The sequence below is a fragment of the Streptomyces polyrhachis genome, from assembly GCF_042663125.1.
Lineage (GTDB): Bacteria > Actinomycetota > Actinomycetes > Streptomycetales > Streptomycetaceae > Streptomyces > Streptomyces polyrhachii.
The window spans coordinates 1-18,099 of record NZ_JBHSZO010000004.1 but is presented as its reverse complement, the minus strand read 5'-3'; the positions used below and the strand labels follow the sequence as shown (position 1 = coordinate 18,099).

The 18,099-nt window shown below is 73.1% G+C and carries 20 protein-coding genes and 1 pseudogene; 8 read left to right on the top strand and 13 right to left on the bottom strand.

Features of this window, described 5'->3' with window-relative positions; genetic code table 11:
• A partial coding sequence (locus ACFQLX_RS03470; protein ID WP_386411768.1) for a hypothetical protein occupies window positions 1-499 on the top strand: 499 nt, incomplete at its 5' end.
• Window positions 500-551: 52 nt separating this feature from the next.
• On the opposite strand, the gene ACFQLX_RS03465 is transcribed toward ACFQLX_RS03470, so the two are convergent.
• Window positions 552-929: a DUF192 domain-containing protein gene (locus ACFQLX_RS03465; protein WP_386411766.1), complete on the bottom strand. Its 378-nt coding sequence runs from the start codon at window positions 927-929 to the stop codon at window positions 552-554.
• Window positions 930-1,033: 104 nt separating this feature from the next.
• Between ACFQLX_RS03465 and ACFQLX_RS03460 the strand changes: the two genes are divergently transcribed.
• Window positions 1,034-1,810 carry a prepilin peptidase gene (locus ACFQLX_RS03460; protein WP_386411764.1) on the top strand — a complete coding sequence of 259 codons (777 nt, stop codon included), beginning with the start codon at window positions 1,034-1,036 and terminating at the stop codon, window positions 1,808-1,810.
• Window positions 1,811-2,088: 278 nt separating this feature from the next.
• Here ACFQLX_RS03460 and ACFQLX_RS03455 read toward each other — a convergent pair whose 3' ends face one another.
• From ACFQLX_RS03455 to ACFQLX_RS03445, 3 genes are all read right to left on the bottom strand, one after another.
• Entirely contained in the window at window positions 2,089-4,500 is a 2,412-nt protein-coding gene (locus tag ACFQLX_RS03455) for a helix-turn-helix domain-containing protein (protein WP_386411762.1), read from the bottom strand.
• A 199-nt stretch (window positions 4,501-4,699) separates the two neighbouring features.
• Window positions 4,700-6,307 carry an alpha/beta fold hydrolase gene (locus ACFQLX_RS03450; RefSeq protein WP_386411760.1) on the bottom strand — a complete coding sequence of 536 codons (1,608 nt, stop codon included), beginning with the start codon at window positions 6,305-6,307 and terminating at the stop codon, window positions 4,700-4,702.
• A 180-nt stretch (window positions 6,308-6,487) separates the two neighbouring features.
• Complete coding sequence (locus tag ACFQLX_RS03445) at window positions 6,488-7,492, bottom strand: NAD-dependent epimerase/dehydratase family protein (RefSeq protein ID WP_386411758.1); 1,005 nt, start codon at window positions 7,490-7,492, stop codon at window positions 6,488-6,490.
• A gap of 258 nt (window positions 7,493-7,750) precedes the next feature.
• On the opposite strand from ACFQLX_RS03445, the gene ACFQLX_RS03440 reads away from it, so the two are divergent.
• Window positions 7,751-8,467 carry a DUF4232 domain-containing protein gene (locus tag ACFQLX_RS03440; RefSeq protein ID WP_386411756.1) on the top strand — a complete coding sequence of 239 codons (717 nt, stop codon included), beginning with the start codon at window positions 7,751-7,753 and terminating at the stop codon, window positions 8,465-8,467.
• A 389-nt stretch (window positions 8,468-8,856) separates the two neighbouring features.
• On the opposite strand, the gene ACFQLX_RS03435 is transcribed toward ACFQLX_RS03440, so the two are convergent.
• The 3 genes from ACFQLX_RS03435 to ACFQLX_RS03425 form a co-directional block, all read right to left on the bottom strand.
• Window positions 8,857-10,713, bottom strand: coding sequence for a protein kinase domain-containing protein (locus ACFQLX_RS03435; RefSeq protein ID WP_386411754.1), 1,857 nt, complete (start codon window positions 10,711-10,713; stop codon window positions 8,857-8,859).
• A gap of 289 nt (window positions 10,714-11,002) precedes the next feature.
• Complete coding sequence (locus tag ACFQLX_RS03430; protein ID WP_386411753.1) at window positions 11,003-11,569, bottom strand: Uma2 family endonuclease; 567 nt, start codon at window positions 11,567-11,569, stop codon at window positions 11,003-11,005.
• A 142-nt stretch (window positions 11,570-11,711) separates the two neighbouring features.
• A complete protein-coding gene (locus tag ACFQLX_RS03425) occupies window positions 11,712-12,290 on the bottom strand; it encodes a Uma2 family endonuclease (RefSeq protein ID WP_386411751.1) in 579 nt (192 codons plus the stop codon).
• 174 nt (window positions 12,291-12,464) lie between these two features.
• Between ACFQLX_RS03425 and ACFQLX_RS03420 the strand changes: the two are divergent.
• The 4 genes and pseudogenes from ACFQLX_RS03420 to ACFQLX_RS03405 all read left to right on the top strand — a co-directional run.
• Window positions 12,465-13,385, top strand: a pseudogene (locus tag ACFQLX_RS03420) (DNA/RNA helicase domain-containing protein); the annotation flags it as partial.
• A 160-nt stretch (window positions 13,386-13,545) separates the two neighbouring features.
• Window positions 13,546-13,980, top strand: a complete 435-nt coding sequence (locus ACFQLX_RS03415) for a VOC family protein (protein WP_386411749.1) — start codon at window positions 13,546-13,548, stop codon at window positions 13,978-13,980.
• 62 nt (window positions 13,981-14,042) lie between these two features.
• Window positions 14,043-14,453 carry a YunG family protein gene (locus ACFQLX_RS03410; RefSeq protein WP_386411747.1) on the top strand — a complete coding sequence of 137 codons (411 nt, stop codon included), beginning with the start codon at window positions 14,043-14,045 and terminating at the stop codon, window positions 14,451-14,453.
• 77 nt (window positions 14,454-14,530) lie between these two features.
• Complete coding sequence (locus tag ACFQLX_RS03405) at window positions 14,531-14,788, top strand: type II toxin-antitoxin system Phd/YefM family antitoxin (protein WP_386411745.1); 258 nt, start codon at window positions 14,531-14,533, stop codon at window positions 14,786-14,788.
• A gap of 261 nt (window positions 14,789-15,049) precedes the next feature.
• Here ACFQLX_RS03405 and ACFQLX_RS03400 read toward each other — a convergent pair whose 3' ends face one another.
• The 3 genes from ACFQLX_RS03400 to ACFQLX_RS03390 all read right to left on the bottom strand — a co-directional run bounded on the left by ACFQLX_RS03400 (window position 15,050) and on the right by ACFQLX_RS03390 (window position 16,142).
• Window positions 15,050-15,445, bottom strand: coding sequence for a PIN domain-containing protein (locus ACFQLX_RS03400; protein ID WP_386412105.1), 396 nt, complete (start codon window positions 15,443-15,445; stop codon window positions 15,050-15,052).
• Between the two features lie 5 nt (window positions 15,446-15,450).
• A complete protein-coding gene (locus ACFQLX_RS03395) occupies window positions 15,451-15,735 on the bottom strand; it encodes a type II toxin-antitoxin system Phd/YefM family antitoxin (RefSeq protein ID WP_386411743.1) in 285 nt (94 codons plus the stop codon).
• An 80-nt stretch (window positions 15,736-15,815) separates the two neighbouring features.
• Complete coding sequence (locus ACFQLX_RS03390; RefSeq protein WP_386411741.1) at window positions 15,816-16,142, bottom strand: hypothetical protein; 327 nt, start codon at window positions 16,140-16,142, stop codon at window positions 15,816-15,818.
• A 7-nt stretch (window positions 16,143-16,149) separates the two neighbouring features.
• Here ACFQLX_RS03390 and ACFQLX_RS03385 point away from each other — a divergent pair, with 7 nt between their 5' ends.
• Window positions 16,150-16,476, top strand: a complete 327-nt coding sequence (locus ACFQLX_RS03385) for a helix-turn-helix domain-containing protein (RefSeq protein WP_386411740.1) — start codon at window positions 16,150-16,152, stop codon at window positions 16,474-16,476.
• Between the two features lie 242 nt (window positions 16,477-16,718).
• Here the strand turns inward: ACFQLX_RS03385 and ACFQLX_RS03380 are convergent, their stop codons facing one another.
• The 3 genes from ACFQLX_RS03380 to ACFQLX_RS03370 all read right to left on the bottom strand — a co-directional run.
• Window positions 16,719-16,910, bottom strand: a complete 192-nt coding sequence (locus ACFQLX_RS03380; protein ID WP_386412103.1) for a hypothetical protein — start codon at window positions 16,908-16,910, stop codon at window positions 16,719-16,721.
• 194 nt (window positions 16,911-17,104) lie between these two features.
• The gene (locus ACFQLX_RS03375) at window positions 17,105-17,872 is read right to left on the bottom strand and encodes a bestrophin-like domain (protein ID WP_386411738.1); all 768 of its coding nucleotides are present in this window, start codon (window positions 17,870-17,872) and stop codon (window positions 17,105-17,107) included.
• 43 nt (window positions 17,873-17,915) lie between these two features.
• Window positions 17,916-18,099, bottom strand: a 184-nt coding sequence (locus ACFQLX_RS03370; protein ID WP_386411736.1) for a hypothetical protein, incomplete at its 5' end; no start/stop codon positions are given.

Below are 18,099 nucleotides of genomic sequence, written 5' to 3'. Positions count from 1 at the left end.
TACAGCACACGCACAGCGCGCGTACAGCAGGGGAGTGGAGCAGGTGTCGTACTACGGAGCGCCCCCGCAGGGGCCGCCCTTCGGCGGGCCGCCCGCCGAGAGCCCGCGCCTCATGAACCTCATGGTGCCCTGGGCGGTCGGGCTGGTCGTCAACCTCGTCCTGCAGTTCACCGTCGCGGTCGTCTCCTGGGACCTGATCACGGGCGAGGACCCGACCGGCATGACCACGGCCTCCTCGGTCCTGCTGCTCCAGCTCCCCTCCGCCCTGTGCTTCGCCGCCGCGACCTGGGCCGCCGCGGCGGTGCACCGCGCGCCCTCCCGCGACTCGCTGCCCCGCCACTGCGCGGCGGCGCTGGTCCCCGCGGTGCTCCTGCAGACGGTCGTCTTCCTCTCCCAGGGAAGCGACCTCACCGCGCTGACCGTCCTGGTCCAGCTCGCGGTGCTGGCGACGGGCTGCGCGCTGGGCATGCTGGCGGAGAGGCTGCGGCAGGGGGGCTGAGCGCGGCGGGTGCGGGCGTACGGGTGCGGGCGTACAGGTGCCGGGCGTACGGCTACGGGGTGATCGTCAGCCGTGCTCCCGGCCGGATCCCCCAGGCGGCCATCTGGCCCGCCTGCGCCTCCAGGACGTGGCGCGAGCGCAGCCGGGGCAGGCCCAGGCGGCCGGGCGCCATCGTGACCACGGCCAGGACCGTCAGGTCCCGGGACAGGTAGGCGACGTCGATCGCGAACCGCATCCGGACGGTGTGCACGGAGCCGGCCGGGGTCAGCAGCAGCGCGCCCTCGATGCCGTCGCGGCCGAGCAGGCCGCGGGTGCGAGCGCGGTAGGAGGCGGCGATCTCCAGGGGTATCGCCTCGGGGGTGCCCTGGGCGTCCGGAGCCCCGGATACGCGCAGCACTGCCGCGCCGTCGCTGAACCGCCTGCGGGCCATGGGTGCTCTCCTCAGAACCGGGGATGCGGGATCTCGGGGTCGGGCGCGGGCGCTGGGTCCGGGGGCCCAAGACGGCTGCCGGGAGCGGGGGTTAGCCTCACTGCGTGATCGCCGTCCCCGCCCTGAGCGTCTCCGCCCTCGCCGTGTTCTTTGCCGCCGTAGCGTACGGCACGCTCGCCGGGCTGCTCCTGCCGCGGGCGGCGTACCGGCTGTGCGTACCGGCGGAGGAGACGTGGCGGAGCGACTGCCCGCGGGGCCACCGCCTCACCGGAGCGGCGGGCGGCTGGCTGGGCGCGGCCCGCTGCGGCGCTTCCCCGGCCTGCGGTGTCCTTCCCGCACCCGGGGCGCGGCGCTGTGCGGTGCTCACCGCGCTGGTGTGCGCGGTGCTCGCCGCCGGGACCGGGGCGCGCCCGGAGCTGGCGGTGTGGCTGGCGCTGGCGCCGGTGGGGGTGCTGGCGGCGCTGGTGGACGTCCGGGTGCAGCGCCTGCCGGACGTCCTCACGGCGACGATGGCCGCCGTGGCGGTGGCGGGGCTGGGCCTGGTCGCCCTGGGCGGGGGCGGTCGCTATCCGGGGGCGCTGCTCGCCGCGCTGGCGCTGCTGGCCTTCTACGCGGTCCTCTTCCTCGTCAACCCGGCGGGCATGGGGCTGGGGGACGTCAAGCTCGCGCCGGCGCTGGGTGCGGCGCTGGGCTGGTACGGGGCGTGGCCGGTCTTCGCGGCGACGATGCTCGCCTTCACCGCCGGCGCGCTCTACGGCCTCGTCCTCAAGGCGCGCCGCCCCCGGGCGGACGGCGCGGGGACCGCCGCGATGATCCCCTTCGGCCCCTTCATGCTCGCCGCCGCGTGGCTGACCGTCGCCGTGACGGCTGCGGGGCGGTGAGGGGTCTCGGCGACGGTCGGGAGGGCGCCCTTGACCGGTGGCGGTGTGTCGCCTGCGACTTCGGGCAACGGCGCTTCGGGCAACGGCACTTCGGGTAGTGCCACCTCCCTCCGCCCCACCCCCCGTGCGGGTCCGGCGCCCTACCGGCAGGTTGCCTGTCCGATACGTTCTGTTTTCCGGCGGTCGCGAGCGGGTGGGCCGATCCTCGTGCGCGACAGCGGGCGCAGTGTCGCCGTCCCGCTGTCCGTGCCGTCCCGCTGTCCGCGCCGGTCGCAGGATCACCGGCGCTGACGCGATCCTTGGTCCTCGCGCCGCTCGCGGTGGTCGCGGGCGAGGTGGTCGCGCAGGCGCAGGTGGCGGAACTGGTAGAGCGCGCCGTGCCGGCGCAGGACGCCGCGGCGGTGGGCGTCGTCGAGGAAGGCGGCGGTGTCCCAGGGCAGCCGGCCGGTCAGCGGCAGCCAGAGGCGTACCAGCAGGACCCACTGGCCCCAGGCGGTGAAGCCCAGGACGTGCGCGCCCGTGCCCGCGAGGCCGCCGATCGTCCCGATGGCCAGCCCGGCGGGCAGGCTCCACGCCAACGGCCCCAGCAGGCCGTCGAGTCCGTCCGCCAGGAGGCGGCCGGTGAGGGCGATCGTGAGGGTGAGCGCCGGGACGACGAGGAGGCACAGGCGCAGCACCCGGGCGCGCTCGTCGGCCAGCAGCCCGGCCGGGGTCGCGGCGGTGGCGGTGTCCAGGGCCACCTCCAGTGCGCTGACCAGCCCCAGGACGCCGATGCCGGAGAGCGAGAAGATCGCGGTGAAGAACAGCGTGTCGGCGAGGAAGCCGCGGGCCAGGATCGCCGGGTCGGGTGCGGCGGCCAGGGGGTCGGCGAACAGCCACAGTTGGAGCGGCAGTACGGCGGCGAGGCCCGTGCCCAGCACCGCGCCCCCCAGCGCGAGGGCGGCCAACCGCCGGACGGGGGCGCGGCGTTGGGAGTGCATCCGTGGGCGGAGGGAGCGCCCGTACGGCAGTCGGCCGCGCCCGTACGGCAGTCGTGGCCGCCCGCGTGGAAGGCGCAGTCGGGCGCGGGCCGGCTCGGGCGCGGCGCGGTCGCCGAACGCGTACACCGCGCACAGCCCCGTCCCGCCGACCAGGCCGGTGAGGGCGCCGTGCAGCGCCACCTCGGCGGGGGCGAGCGCGAACTCCTGCGGTGAGAACGGCGACAGCAGCAGGTTGACGAGGACGGTGGCGGCGGTGACGCACACCGCGGCGACCGCGCCCAGCACCAGCGCGCGCGAGCGGCGCGGCAGCGCGTGGCCGATCCGCCACCAGGCCAGGTCGTGGCGGCCGGTACGGACGAGGTGGTCGGCGAGGTAGCCCAGCCACCGCTGGGCGTGCGCGGCGTCGGGAGCGGGGCGGGATGCGCGGGGGGTGGGCCGGTGGCCTGCGGCGGGTTCGGGCGTACGGGGGCGGTAGACGGCCGGGACGTAGGCGGCCAGCAGCCGTTCCTCCAGCTCCACCGTGCTCAAGTGGGCGGCCAGCTCCACCAGTTCGGCGGGGTCGGGGCCGGGGCCCTCGTAGACCGTGCGGGCGAGGCTGGTCATCAGCGGGGTGCCGAGCACCTCCGCGAGCCGGGCCCCCGCCCGGCTGTGCGGGTCGGCGAGGTGGGCGAGCACGCTGTCCCAGCCGGTGGCCGGCGGGTGCTCCGCGGGGGTGGCGGCGGGGGCGTGGCGCAGGGTGCGCGGCAGGTAGTGCGCGAGGTCGTCGGTGCTCAGGGCGCTCAGCTCGACGCCGGCGGCCCACAGCAGGGGGGCGCCGACCTCGCGTACGGCCTCGGCGAACTCAGGGGCGCGACTGGTGAGGACCAGCGGCGTGGAGGTGGCGTTGAGTTCGCGCAGCGCCTCGGCGCGTAGCTCGCGGGCGAGTTCGTCGAAGCCGTCGAGTACGGGCAGCAGGGCGTCGGAGTCCACCAGCAGCGCCGCCAGCGAGGTGCCGGTGGCATCGTGGCGTGCCAAGTAGGGGTGGTTGTCGGCCAGTTGGCGTACGAGCCAGTCACGCAGGCTGGTGGTGGGTGTCCAGGAGGCGAGGTCGAGGAGGACGGGCAGCCGTCCGCCGTCCGCCTCCGGCGTCTCCAGGCAGTCCAGGACGAGGCGGATCGCCAGGATGGACTTGCCCGAGCCGGGCCGGCCCAGCACGACGAGGCGGCCGGACGGTATCCGCCGGTAGAGCTCCGCCACCCGGGTCAGGTCGCCGTCGAGGTCCAGCTCCCGCGCGGGCTCTCCCGGGGCGAGGCGCAGGATGTTCGCGGTCTGGTCGACGAGGGCGCCGGAGAGGGGCCGCCAGCGCACCGGCAGCGTGAAGGGATCGCGGACGCGCCGGTGCTCCTCCTCACGCCGCCAGTGCCGCCGCACCTCGCGGGCCAGCGCGTCGACGGCTTCGGGGAGGGGGCCGTGCAGGCGGAAGGGGGCGGGGACATCGGGCGCGGCGGGGACGGCGGCGGAACCCGGCGCGTCCCCCGCGCCCAGTTCCGCCGCCGTGGTGCCCAGCGCGGCGGCGATCAGGGTGAGCGTGCCGAGCCGGTGGTCGGGCAGATCGCCGTTCTCCAGCCGGCGGATGGTCCGCACGCTCACTCCGGAGCGCTCCGCCAGCCGGTCCTGCGTCACCCCCGCCCGTAGCCGCAGCGCCCGCACCGCCGAGCCGACTTCACTCACGCGCCCTCCCCGTAGTCCCCGCCGACGCGGAGCCTATAGCGGCAGTCTCGCGCGCAGGCCGCGTAGCGCTGCGGAGAGGCCCATGTCACGGCCCTGGGGGGCGGGTGGGGAGGTTGAAACGCCGCGGGGGCGGACCCCTTGAAGGGGTCCGCCCCCGGGCGGGGCGGGAGGCCGGGGGACGGGCCTCCCGGTCGGTCGGCTACGTCCGAGCGGGGAGGCCCCACTTCTGGTCGTCGCCCCCGCTGCAGGACCAGAGCATGAGCTTCCCGAAGTCCCACCAGCGGGTGGAGGGCGTCAGGCAGCGCCCGGACTGCGGGTTGCGCAGCCGTCCGTCGCTCTGCCGGACCCATTCCTGGGCGCCGCTTCCGTCGCAGTCGTTGAGCTGGACGTACGTGGCGTCGGCGGTGCCGCCGCCGCGGGCGTTCATGCACTTGGTGAAGGCCCGGACGGTGTTGCCGTGGCCGACGGTCCACGTCTGCGCGGGGGCGCCGTTGCAGCCGGTGAGCTGGATCGTCGTGCCGTTGCGCACGGACCCCCCGGCGACGTCGGCGCACAGGCCGAACGCCCCCGTGATCGGGCCGACTCCGCCCGTACCCTCGAACTGGCGCTGGAGCCGCTCCATCAGGTCCACGATGCTGCGGTCCCAGCAGGAGCCGAACGGGTTGTGCTCGCCCTCGCAGGGGTTGGCGCCCGGGGTGCTCCAGCCGGCGCCGTCACCGTAGGCGACGCGGTAGGGCTTCTGCCCGTCGTTGCGCAGGGCCGCCTCGAACTCGTTTGCCGAGTCGTTCAGCAGGAACTCGCCGACCCGGCCGATGGGCACGACGCTCAGCTCCTCCCCGATCGCCTCGGGGGACTCCTCCGCGGCATCGGCCAGGTCCTGCGGGATATCGGTCAGGCGTCCGTCACCGGAGTAGATGGACACGTCCATGCTCCGGTAGTCCGCCACGTGGGACGTGGGGTCGATGGCGCTCCAGGCGGCGATGTCGAAGAAGCCACCGAAGAGCGCGTCCACGCCACCAGGACCGTTCTGAGCACCCGGCGCGGCGCATGCGTACCCGGCGGGGTTGGGGACGGTCGTGGAGGCCCACATCACGAAGCGCAGGATGGACAGCCCACTGAAGACCGACACCTCCGCCGAGATCGTCCCGACGTGGCTGAACAACTCCGGGTGGCGCTGCGCGAGGTGCGCGGCGCCGAAGCCGCCCATGGAGATGCCGGCAATGGCGCGGTGCTGCTTGTCGGCGAGGGTGCGCAGGTTGGCGTCGATGAACGGGACCGCCTGCTGGACGGCGAAGTTCTCCCAGTTCTGCGCGCCGGAGGGGGTGTTCTGGTCCCGCCAGTTCGCGTACCAGCTGCTGGCACCGCCCGGGAGCATGACAACGATCATCCCGGCGGTGTCCTTCGCCCGGTCGAGGCCGGGGAAGAGGTCCTTGTCCCAGAAGCCGCACGGGTCACCGGGGGAGCCGTGCAGCAGGTAGAGCACCGGATAGCGCTTGCCCGGATTCTCGTGGTAGCCCTCGGGCAGGGTCACCCGGATGTGGTGCCCGGGTCCCCCCTCCGGGTTCTTCACCTCGGGCGTCGTCACCGTCAGGGTGAAGTCGCGGGTCGGGTCGGCGGGCGTGCGCGCGTTGTCGAGGCGGGGGTCCTGGTCGCGCGGGACGACCGTGAGGCCGTGGCTGTCCGTGAACGGAGGCGGGGCCGGGGCGCCGGACGGATCGGCCGCCTGGGCGGTCGTGGTCGCGGTGAGCAGACCGGCGAGGCTGATGACGGCCGTCGCGAGGGCGGCGATCGCTCGGGTGCGGAACATGGGGCTTCCTTACACGGGCGTACGACGCGGGGCCGGCCGCCGGGATCTGGATGACGGGCAAGACGGCGCCGATCATGCCGCGCCCCACCGCGCCACCGATAGCCCCAGCCACCGGCCATCCCTGTCCGGTGGCTCTGACCTGCACGGATACCGCCCCATGAATGAGTGCCTACGGTGGCCCTACCCGCCCAGCACCTCCGCCAGCACCCTCGCCTCCACCTCCGGCGCCACCCCCTTCCTCGCCCGGTCCGGCCGCTGCGGGGCCTCGCCGCCGAGCGAGCGCAGCCACGCCCAGGTGTCCGCCACCGTCTCGGCGACCGGGCGGCAGCGCAGGCCCGCGGCGTGGGCGCGACGGGTGTCCAGCGTCATCAGCGACTCGTAGTCCTCGCCGCGCGGCAGCCACAGCGGCAGCTCCGTCCACGGCGCGATGCCCGCCGCCGCGATGCGCTCGGGGTGGGCCCACACCAGCCGCGCCCCGTGCGGGTTGACCAACTCCACCGCCGTGTCGAGGAGTTCACCCGTCGTCGTGAAGCCCGGCACGCTCACCGTGTTGTACGCCCCGAAGCGCCCGCCCACCGCCGCGTCCAGCGTGAACGCCGCCAGATCACGCGCGTCGACGTACTGCAGCCCCTGCCCGCTCGGCCCCGGCGCCAGCACGTCGCCGCCGCGCGCGATCCGCGTCAGCCACCACGGCAGCCGGCCCACGTTCTCGTACGGGCCGACGATCAGCCCCGCCCGCAGCAGCAGCGTCCGCTCCGCCCCGAACGCCGCCGTCGCCGCCAGCTCCCCACCCCGCTTGGCCTGCGCGTACTCCACCTCCCCGGCGTCCGGATCACCCGCCACGGTGGGCCGCGCCTCGTCGGTCCCGGTGGGCGGCGTGAAGGCGTACACGGAGGCGGAGGACACGTAGGCGTAGCGCTCGGCACGGTCCGCGAGCAGCGCCGCACTGTCCCGTACGGCCCGGGGCGCCCAGGACCAGGTGTCGACCACCAGGTCCCAACTCGCGCTGTTACGAAGGGAGTCGAGCCCGCCCTCGACCGTCCGATCCCCCAGCAGCTCCCGCGCCCCCGCCGGCACCGGATGCCGCCCCCGGTGGAAGACGTCCACCTCCCACCCACGCGCGAGGGCGTCCTCGACGACGGCGCGCCCCACGAACTCGGTCCCACCCAGCACAAGCAGTCTCATGCCCCGAGTCTGAACGCCCGCGCCACGCAGGCCAAGGGAGCTCTGCCGAGGGCAGAAGGGGTCCTGCGGCGCTCCGTTGTGACAGAGGGACGGAACCGTATCCTCCGTGTCCGGGATCCGTAACGATCACTCACGGGCGGTGTCCCGGACCGCGCACCGGTGCACAATTCCCAGGTCAGACAGATCAATCGACCTTGCGTCAATCGACCTTGTGTCGGCTCATGGGGGGACACCACTGTGCGCGCTGCCCGTACTCACGTGAAGAGCATTCTCGTCGGAGCCGCGGCCATCGCCGCGCTCCTGTCGACCGCGGCCTGCGACTCGGACGGCAAGGCCGACGGCGCGAGCGGCACCCCGTCGGCCACCGCCCCCAGCGCGAGCGCCCCCGCCGGGGCGGACGGCAAGGGGGCGGCGGGCACGACGGGGACGACGGACACCACCACCAACGAGGACACCACCACCAACGAGGGCTCGGGCGATGACACGGGCGAGGTCGACCCCGGCAACGGCACCAAGTACGCCGACTGCGAGGCCGCCGGCCTCAACACCGACGTCAGGCTGTACGACGACGCCGGGGAGGTCCCCCGCCGCTTCATGCTGACCGTCACCAACAAGTCCAGGACGCCGTGCGTCCTCAACGAGGCGCCGATCCTGCGCCTCCAGGCCGGCAACGACGCCCCGATCGTCGAGACGCTCGGCGAGCCGGACAGCGAGCCCCTCGTCGTGGAGGGGGACGGCACGGCGTACGCCGGGCTGTACGTCTTCGGCGGCGACGAGGGCGGCGAGGCGCAGTACGACCAGTCCGACCGCTTCACCGCCACCCTGGTCGCCGGCGGCGGCACCGAACTGAGCGGCACGCTCATCTTCGACCTCCCCGACGGCCTGGACAGCGTCTCCGTCGACGACGCGGCCCGGATCAACGGCTGGGCCGGCACCGAGGGCCTGGCCATGCGCCCCATCACCCAGCTCGGATAACCACGCCGCCGGGACCGCCCCTTACCGGGGGGCGGTCCCGGCGCGTGCGGGGGCCTCCGTACAGAAGCTGAACGCCCCCGCCGATCAGCCGCGTATCGCACGTCAACACCCCTTCCGCACACTGGTGACCGGCAAGGCGCCAGTGTTCGAGGAAGGTCGACACGCACCAGTCCCCGCTCCCCACCCGCGTGTGGCAGCACTCCATGGGCCCTGAGCCGGGCGCCGCCCGGAGCATCATCCAGGGAATGCCGGTCGGCAGCATCGGCTTCGGCCTCCTCAGCATCGTCATGGGCGGCGCGGGCATCCTGGCCGGCCCGTACGACGGCCGCCTCGCCGACCGCCGCTGCGCCCGCGCTTCGCGCGGACGACGGGGGTTCGGCAACAGCCTCTCACCCCGCCTCCTCCCGCGCCGCCTCCCGCAGCGCGGCTGTGTGCATCGCGCCCTCGTCGATGCTGATCGACTCCGTGCCCGCCGGGGAGAGGCCGACGTTGCCGATCGTGCCGCTGTCGGCCCAGGTGCAGCTCGGGTGGGTGAAGAGGTCGCCGTTCTCGCCGCCGTAGGAGCGCAGGGTCACGCACTTCATCACGGCGCCCTTCTCCAGCCCCTTCGAGGTCACGGTGACGGGGGAGCCGATCATCTCGGTCTCCCCGCCGTCGTCGGCGAGCGCCTTGGGGAGCCCCTTGAAGTAGCGGTCCACGGCCGCCTCCGGGTCCTCGATCGAGCCGTGGACACCGTCGAACCACATCGTGTCGCTGCTCTCGTCCGGACCGGAGGCGTAGACGGCGCTGATGCTGCCCGCGATCAGGACGCCGGGCCCCTCGAAGAGGGCGGTGCTGCGGGCGGCGGTGGGCGGCTGCGTCCTGGTCCAGCGCCAGGTGATCTTCTCGGGCGCGACGAGCCGGTACGAGGTGGCCTTGACCGGGGTCTCCTTCGCACCGGGGGTGGCGGGGGGCTTGCCCTCGTCGGAGGCGGACGGCTCGGTGGACGGCTCCTCCGACGGCTGCCCGGTCGAGGGCTCGGCGGACGGGGTCGCCGTACCGGGGGAGTCGGCCGCCGTGGGCGAACCGCCGTTGTCGGAGCGGGAGTCGACCACGTAGTACACCCCGCCCCCGACAAGTGCCAGCGCCAGCGCGGCGCCGGCCACGGCCCCGACGCGTCGCCCCCGCCCACCCGGCGTCTCCGGCGCCCCCGGCGTCAGGGAGGGCGCCGGCCCGTACACCCCGGGCGGCGGAGTCCCGCCCCCCGCGGCCACCGCCCCGAAGGCGGCAGCCGGCCCCCGCACCCCGGTCGCGGTCCTCGGATCGCCCCCGGTACCCGAGGCGACGACCTTCGAAGCCCCCACGGCCGTAGGCACATACGCCGCCCCACCGCCCCCCGAGGCGACCGCCGCCCCCACCCGCAGCACCTCGTCCCGCATCGCCCGCGCATCCGCGAACCGCTCCCCGGGATCCTTGGCCAGCGCCCGCACCACGACCGCCTCCACCGCCGGCGGCACGACGGCCCCCACCGAGGAGAGCGACGGCGGCGCGGAGTGGACGTGCAGGTACCCGATCTGGAGCCCCGACTCCCCGTCGAACGGCACCGCCCCGGTGAGCAGTTGGAAGAGCACCACCCCCGCCGCGTACAGATCGGACCGCCCGTCCACCGACCGCGCCGACTCGAACTGCTCCGGCGACATGTAGTGCGGCGTCCCGACCGTGAGCCCCGTGACGGTCAGCGCGGCGGACTGCCCGCCCAGCGCCCGCGCGATGCCGAAGTCCATCACCTTCACCGCGCCGTCGCGCCCGATCATCACGTTGGCGGGCTTGACGTCGCGGTGCACCATCCCGCACGCGTGGCTCGCGGCGAGCGCGTCGAGGATCCCGGCCGTCAGCCGCAGCGCCTCCGCGACCGGCAGCTCACCGGGCCGCTGCGGCAGCCGCTCGCGCAGGGTGGCCCCGTCCACGTACTCCATGACGAGGTACGGCACCCGCCCCCCGGGGCCGAACTCCTCTTCCCCCGTGTCGTAAACGGCAACCACACCAGGGTGGTTGATCGCGGCGACGGCCCGCGCCTCCCGCCGGAAGCGCTCGCGCCCGTCGTCGTCGGCGGAGAGCGCGGGCGCCATCACCTTCACCGCGACGATCCGCCCCAGCGCGGTGTCCCGCGCCCGGTAGACGGTCGCCATCCCGCCCTTGCCGACCAGCTCCTCGACCAGGTAGCGCCCCCCGCCCAGCGCACTCCCGGGCCCGATCCCCGCACTCACCGCAGCCCCCCGCGAGCCGCGCCCGTACGAGCCACGACCGTACGAGCCGCGCCCGTACGAACCCCCGCCGTGAAAACCCCTGCCACGCACCCCATCGACATCCCCCGCGAAGACCGGCGCGGACCCCAGGCCCCACGCACACCCACGGACCCCGAAGCCCTCGAAGCCACCTGGCGCCCAGTATGGCCGACCCCTCACCCCCACCCGAAAGCCCACCCGACGGGAACTCCCGCCCAACGAGCCCCAGTCGATCGGGGACAGCCCTCACCGGAGCCACCGCCGGCCGAGGTCAGACCACCCCGAGGTCGATCTCCACCGCGAAAGGCGCGGCCGTCTTGACGACCCCGGTGAAGACCTCGCCTTCCCGGTACGTCCGGGTCGCCGGATCCAGCGTGTACGTGTACACCAGCGGCACCCCGGTCGTGGCCTGCTCCACCCGCCAGTAGAAGGCGATGCCCGCCGCCGCGTACTGCCGCGTCTTCGTCACCCGGTCCGTGGTCTCCGACCCCGGCGAGACGATCTCCACGACCATCAGCATGTGCTCGGGACGGGTCGGCGTCACGTCGATCGTGTCCGCGCGGTAGACCACGACATCCGGACGGCGGTTGGTGAGCGGCACGTCCTGAAGCCGGACGTCGAAGTCGGTGCCGGCGTTCCACTCCGGCCCGGCGGCGGCCTCCAGGACATTCGCCAGGATCCGGGCCAACCGATTGTGGCGCTTGGACGCACGGGGACTCATCACCACCATCCCGTCCACGATCTCGATCCCCGCACACTGCTCCTCGGACCATGAGTCGTACTGCTCAGCCGTGATCTGCTCGTGCATCCACGCGGGGGCCACCTGCTCAGCAGTCATGCCGCACCGCCCGGAGACCGTAGGGCGAGCCGTTTCCCGCCCGTTCCAGCGCACTCACAGCCGCTGGACGACCACCCGGTCACCGCACAGCCGCCGCATGTCGTCCTCGTCCGAGGTGAAAGGGGCGACACCGTACGGATGCTCACCGTCCGGTGGTCCCGGTGTAGCGGGGCAGGCCGGTGGTGTCGAGCTTCCATTCCCCGACAGTGATCGTGTCGCCGAAGGTGTGGTGCTGGCGGTTGTCGTACGTGGGTGTGCCGGTGCGGCGGGTGGGCGCCCAGTGGTGGACGGCGGTGCCGTCGCGGGGGTCGATGATGAGGTAGTGCGGCACGCCCATGGCCGGGTAGTCGCGCAGTTTGCCCTCGTAGTCGTTGTCCGGGTTGGAGCGGGAGACGATCTCGATGACGAGGTGGGAGCGGCGCGGGTCGATCGAGTCGTTCTCGGCGACCGCCTCCTCCTCGTCGATGACGACGAGGTCGGGAATGCGCAGGACGCCGAGCGCGGCGTCCTCCATGTCGGTTTCGAGCATCAGGACCAGCGCCTCGCCGAGTTGGGGTTCGAGCTGGACACGCACCCGGTGGGCGACGAGCTGGTGCTGCTTCTTCGGGCTCATCATCATGAGGAGCTGGCCGTGGCTGATCTCCGGCCATGCCAGCGGGGCGGGCTTGTCGAAGACGTCCCGGAACTCACGGAGGTGGCGATAGACGCTCTGCTCGGACATACAGCCCACGCTATCCGGCGAGGGACCGCAACTGCCCCCTGCCTGCAGCAGGCGTCCCAGGTAGCCTTGATCCCGACATAGTTGCGGCCCGACGGGCTTCCGCTCCGCCTCGGCGGAGTCACGAAGGACACGCCCCCACCCGCACGAGATTCTTCGTGCTGCCTGGGGGCATGTCTTGCTGTCGAGCGCAACAGCCTCGACGTCCTGATCTGCGACGAGGCCCACCGCATCCGGGAGACCTCGGCCAACCGCTACACCCCGGCGTCCAACCGCACCGGCAAGGCCCAGATCGAGGAACTCATCGACGCGGCACGCGTCCCGGTCTTCCTGCTCGACGAGCACCAGGTCGTCCGCCCAGGCGAGATGGGCACGGTCGAGGAGATCAGGGCGGCCGCCGCGCAGAAGGGGCTCGACTGCCGGGTGGTGCCGCTGGACAGCCAGTTCCGGTGCGGCGGCAGCGACGCGTATCTGCGGTGGGTGGTAGGGCTGTTGGGGCTGGAGCCGGGCGGTCCCGTGGTGTGGGAGCCCGACGGCAGGATGCACCTCGCGGTCGCGGACAGCCCCCAGGAGTTGGAGGCGTTCCTCGACGGCCGCCGCTCGCACGGGTACAGCGCGCGCATGTCCGCAGGCTACTGCTGGAAGTGGACGAAGAAGGTGCCCCCCGGTCAGGCGCTCCCCGCGGACGTCGTCATCGGGGAGTGGGAACGCCCCTGGAACGTCTTCGGCGAGCGCTCCGTCGGGGGCGCGCCTCCGGCCGCGCTGTGGGCGACCGATCCGGCCGGCTTCGGGCAGGTGGGCTGCGTGTACACGGCGCAGGGCTTCGAGTACGACTGGAGCGGCGTCATCATCGGCCCCGATCTGGTGTGGCGCGACGACCGCTGGGTCACCGACCGTTCGGCGTCCAAGGACCCGGTCTTCAAGAAGTCCACACCGGACGCCGATGTGGACCGGCTGATCCGCAACACGTACAAGGTCCTGCTGACGCGGGGCATGGTCGGCACGGTCGTCTATTCGACCGATGCCGAGACGCGCCGGAAGCTCCGCGACCTGGCGGGCGCGGGCGCGGGCGCGGCCGCGAGCGCCGTGGCGGTGTGACTCGCTGAGGGGGGATCGGACGTTCCCGATGGGATAGTGCCTGGTCGCGCCGGGGCTCGGTTGACCGGGCTTCGGCGACACCGGGTACACCGTGGCGTGAGCGGTGCGCGAGCTGTCGGGCGGGGGCCCGGTGGACCGCACGGGCCACTACGGTGGAGCGATGACGTCGATCAAGAAGTTCCAGGTGACCTTCGACTGCGCGGAGCCCGAGCGCGTGGCCCGTTTCTGGTGCGAGGTGCTGGGGTACGTCCTCCCGCCGCCGCCCAAGGGGTTCGACAGCTGGGAGGACTTCGACCGCTCGCTGCCGGCGGAGCGCCAGGGTTCGGCGTTCGCCTGCGTGGATCCCTCGGGGGTGGGTCCGCGGCTGTTCTTCCAGCGCGTGCCCGAGGGGAAGGCCGTGAAGAACCGGGTGCACCTCGACGTGCGCGTCGGCACCGGGCTGGTGGGCGAGGAGCGCGTGGCCGCGCTCGAATCGGAGTGCGCGCGCCTGACCGCGCTGGGCGCGAGGCGCGTACAGCTGCTGCGGGCCGACGGCTTCGACGAGTCGTGCCTCGTGATGCAGGACATCGAGGGCAACGAGTTCTGCCTCGACTGAGGTCCGGCGAACGCGCCCTCGTCCAGGGCCGATTGTCAGTGCCCCCTGAGACGCTGGGCGGCATGACCCCGTGGACTCTCACCGACCTGGAGCGGGCCCTGCGTGCGAGCTGGGCTGCCGACACCTGCTCCCCCGACGATCTCGAACGCGCCGGCTGGAGCCCGGACAACCCGGCCTGGGGCCAGTGCCACGTCACCGCCCTGGTGGTCAACGACCTCCTCGGCGGCGACCTCGTGCTCGGCGAGGTGCACCTCGACGGTGAACAGCACGGCTACCACTGGTGGAACAGACTGCCCGGGGGGATGGAAGTCGACCTGACCCGCGAGCAGTTCAGGCGCGGCCAGACCGTCACGGCGGCCAGAGTCGTCACACGCCCCCCGGGCCGCCTGCCCCGCCGCTGGGACGAGTACCAACTCCTCCGCCACCGCGTCGCGGAGCACCTCGGCCCCCTCCCGGCCCTCCCGCTCACCTGACTCCACACCGGCCACACCGTCCACGAAGTGGTCGTGGACGCCGGCCCCCGGGCAATGGATTCTCATATTCTGAATCCATGACGGTTGTCAGTGCGAGTGAGGTGTCGCGGAACTTCTCCGCCATGGTCGACCGCGCCGGGAAGGGCGAGCGGATCGAGATCATCCGCAACGGCCGGCTCGTCGCGGCCCTCGTCCCGATCGCGGACACGGGCAACGGCAAGGCCGTCAAGGACAGGCTGAAACCCCTCACTTACCCGGGCGACGAGGACTGGTACGAGGACATCGCGGCCACCCGCGCCCTGCTGACCGAGGGCGGCGACCCGTGGGACGAGTGATCCTCGACACCGGCGTCATCATCGCGCTCGAACGCGGAGTGCCCACCCGGGATGCGAAGGCCCGCTTCGGTGAACTGCCGGACGTGAGCGCGGAAGTCCTGTGAGCCACCCCGGCGCCGATGGCGGTTGCCGGTGATCGGGCAGCCCTGTCGGACCTCTGCTGTGCATGTGATGCCGGCCGATGAGAGCCCCGCGCGGCGGCGGGCACCACGTACACGCCCCGCACCACCGTCGCCTCGCGGCGGTCCCTCTCGCGGTGGATCAATGTCGGCCTGGGTCGAAGCCCGGCGACGTGGCGGGGAGTGCCGCGGCCGTTGCCACTTCCAGCATCCTCTTGTCGTAGCTGATGAGGCTGTCGAGGGCGGCGCCCAGGACCTGGGCGCTGGCCACATGGATCGCGTCGAGTGTCCTGACCCTGCCGGACAGCAGCGCGGCGCCGTCCCGGACCTCGTCGGTGAGCAGGATTTCCGTGAAGTCGCGGGTGAGGTCCTGCATCAGGCCGGGGAAGGTGCCGACCTGGTCGAGAGTGCGGACCGTCTCCACGAAACCGATCGAGCTGGTTGCCATGGGGACTCCTGGCCGCTCGCTCAGGTATGCGCGGAGTTCGGTGGCGTACTCGCGACCGGAGAGGAGGGTCACGATGGCGGAGGAGTCCATATAGATCACCGGGGGTCTTCCTCCCGGTCCGCGAGCAGGATGTCGAGCGCGGATTCCCCGCCCGTGGGGGCACAGGTCGGCAGGCGGTCAAGGTCCGCCGTGGTCGTGGACTTCAGCCGGATCAGACCGCGCGCGACGAGCGGCGCGTAGCGGCGGGACGCCCCGCCCCCGGGGAGCATGATGGCGATGACCTTGCCGTGTCGAGTGACCTCGATTTCCTCGCCACTCTCCACGCGCGCGAACATCGCGCTCGGGTTGTACGAGAACTCACGCACTGAGACCGTGCTCATCGCGGGCACCTCTTATGCCTAGCATGGAGTACCTACATCTATGACATTGTACCCACATTTTCAGGGGCGGGCTGGGTGAGTCAGATGCGTGCCCGATGGCGACTCCACCTGCGGCGGACGAAGTGGACGAGGAGCAGGGACAGCAGTACGGCGCACATCGCCGCCTGTACGGACACGGTGATCCAGTAGGCGCGCGCCGCCGCGAACCAGACGGCCAGCGGCGGCGTCGCCAGGAGCACGCCGAGGGAGACGGCCCGCCCCACGCGGCAGACCCGCAGCCTCCGTCGGCCGATGTCGCGTTTCTCCGGCCAGAGCGAGCTGATCGACCAGTAGAAGAGCGCCCACATCCACCAGGCGGTCCACATCGGCAGAGCCGCGGCCAGGGCGAGGTCGACGAGTAATCCCATACGGGAAGTGTCCGCCAAACTGCAGGGTGACCTTGCCTGGATCTGCTACGACCGGCGCAAGGAACTGGGGTACACCCAGGCTCGGGCTGCCGCCCGCTGTGGAATCACCCAGGCCAAGGTGTCGATCATCGAGGGCTCAGGCGCTCAGCCGACCCCCGCTCTGCTGGAGAAGGTCTCTCATGGGCTGGAAGCGACCGTCACGGTCGTCTACCACCGGCAGCACGATCCCGGACAGGACCGCCACGGTGAACTCCCGGCCGGGAGGGTGCTCCTCGACCAGTACGTCCCCACTCGCCGCCCGAGGGGCCGGTGTGCACCGTGCCCCGGCCGGTGAGGAAGGCGGACATGCCGCTGTTCTCGCCGTAGCCGCCGTGCAGGGCGTTGAAGACCGCAGCGCGCCCCCACCGCCGCCGAAGCCGGCGACACCTCGAACTCGGGCGACTCCCCGCCGCCGATGACCAGAACACGCATGGTGGCCTTCCCTCCCGAGATCCGTGGCCAGGAGTCCGGGGGGAGGCTGTTGGCAGGAGTTGTACAGGTGATGAGTGCCGAGGGGGCGCCCCGCGCGGCGGCGGCCTACACGTACACCCCCCGCACCACCGTCACCGTCAGCACCGACCGGCTGACGTAGTAGCGGATCGCCACCCCCGCCACCGTCGCCTCGCGGCGGTCCGTCTCGCGGTGGATCGCGGTGGAGCCCTGGCCGTAGGGGTCGGCGGCGATGTGGGACATCGCCGCGTCGAAGCGCCGGCGTAAGGTCCGCTCCATGCCGCGTCGGGCCTGGTCCGCGGGTGGGGCGTACTGGACGTGGTACGCCGTCAGGTGGCCCGCCTCCGCCGCCTCGTGCACGCCCGCCACCTCCGCGCCGTGCCGCCCCCGCGCCCCGAGGGCGACCCCGCCCTCACGTTACGACACAACGGCCGCTCTGCCGAGGGGCGTTGGCGTGTCGCGCGGCACAGCACCTACCCCGCCGCCCGGGGGAAGAGCATCACGAAGGGTTCCTTCAGGGCCGTCGCGTCGTGGGCGTACGGGGCGTCGAAGTCCCAGACCAGGTAGAGGAGGAAGGCCAGCAGCGCGCTGTGGACGCCGGCGAGGATCAGCTCGCGCGGGGAGCGCTGGATCTGCAGCGCGAAGACCATCCCGACGGCGACCATCCCGCCCGCGACCAGCCCGAACCACACCAGCGGCGGCAGCGTCGGGCCCGCGTCCAGCGCCCGGTCGTCGCGGGCCTCTTCGGCCGCCGACGCCTGGTCGGCGATGGCGTACGCGGCGCGGTTCTCGGCGTCGGTCTTCGGCTCGTACGAACCGACGACCGCGTTGATGCTCGCCATCAACTCGTCGCCCTGCCCGGTGAGTCCGTCGCCGCTCGCCATCTCGCCCCACTCCTCGTGCACCGCGTAGTGGACGTACTCCTCGACGGCCGCGCGCAGCCGGGAGCGCTCCGGTTCCGGCCAGGCGGCAGCGCGCTCGCTGACGGCGTTCAGCGCGAACGCCTCGCGGCGCACCGTCGCGTCGGCGCCGTCGCGGGCCTCCCAGACGCCGGCGATGGCGAGGCCCAGGACGATGGCGTAGACCACGCCGATCATCATCGTCATGTACTCGATCACGTCGGGTGTCTCGTCCGGATCGACCTCCTCCTCCGAGGAGCGCCGGTCGCGCAGCACGACGACCAGGACGACGACGCCGATGGAGGCGGCGATGGCGAGGACGAGCATGAACCAGTTGGGCAAGGAGTGCTCCAGACAGGTGGGTTGACGGGGGAGCGGGGGCGGCTCAGTCGCGGCCCGAGCCGCGCCCGGCCGAGCGTGCGCCGCCGCCGGAGGAGAGCGCGGCGGCGGCCAGGATCGAGGGCGCGACGAGCAGCAGGGCGCGGGTGACGGTCGAGTCGCCCTCGGCGCGCTCGCGGGGCGGCGGGGTGTGGTGGACGGGCAGGAGGCGCAGGGCGGTGGGCACGGGG

What these genes read in the sequence shown, in the direction of transcription:
- ACFQLX_RS03380 (WP_386412103.1), bottom strand. Translation starts at nt 16,910, where the DNA reads ATGGAGCGGACCTTACGCCGGCGCTTCGACGCGGCGATGTCCCACATC.
- ACFQLX_RS03425 (WP_386411751.1), bottom strand. Translation starts at nt 12,290, where the DNA reads ATGTCCGAGCAGAGCGTCTATCGCCACCTCCGTGAGTTCCGGGACGTC.
- ACFQLX_RS03390 (WP_386411741.1), bottom strand. Translation starts at nt 16,142, where the DNA reads ATGGGATTACTCGTCGACCTCGCCCTGGCCGCGGCTCTGCCGATGTGG.
- ACFQLX_RS03410 (WP_386411747.1), top strand. Translation starts at nt 14,043, where the DNA reads ATGACCCCGTGGACTCTCACCGACCTGGAGCGGGCCCTGCGTGCGAGC.
- ACFQLX_RS03430 (WP_386411753.1), bottom strand. Translation starts at nt 11,569, where the DNA reads ATGACTGCTGAGCAGGTGGCCCCCGCGTGGATGCACGAGCAGATCACG.
- ACFQLX_RS03445 (WP_386411758.1), bottom strand. Translation starts at nt 7,492, where the DNA reads ATGAGACTGCTTGTGCTGGGTGGGACCGAGTTCGTGGGGCGCGCCGTC.
- ACFQLX_RS03400 (WP_386412105.1), bottom strand. Translation starts at nt 15,445, where the DNA reads ATGGACTCCTCCGCCATCGTGACCCTCCTCTCCGGTCGCGAGTACGCC.
- ACFQLX_RS03450 (WP_386411760.1), bottom strand. Translation starts at nt 6,307, where the DNA reads ATGTTCCGCACCCGAGCGATCGCCGCCCTCGCGACGGCCGTCATCAGC.
- ACFQLX_RS03415 (WP_386411749.1), top strand. Translation starts at nt 13,546, where the DNA reads ATGACGTCGATCAAGAAGTTCCAGGTGACCTTCGACTGCGCGGAGCCC.
- ACFQLX_RS03395 (WP_386411743.1), bottom strand. Translation starts at nt 15,735, where the DNA reads ATGAGCACGGTCTCAGTGCGTGAGTTCTCGTACAACCCGAGCGCGATG.
- ACFQLX_RS03405 (WP_386411745.1), top strand. Translation starts at nt 14,531, where the DNA reads ATGACGGTTGTCAGTGCGAGTGAGGTGTCGCGGAACTTCTCCGCCATG.
- ACFQLX_RS03465 (WP_386411766.1), bottom strand. Translation starts at nt 929, where the DNA reads ATGGCCCGCAGGCGGTTCAGCGACGGCGCGGCAGTGCTGCGCGTATCC.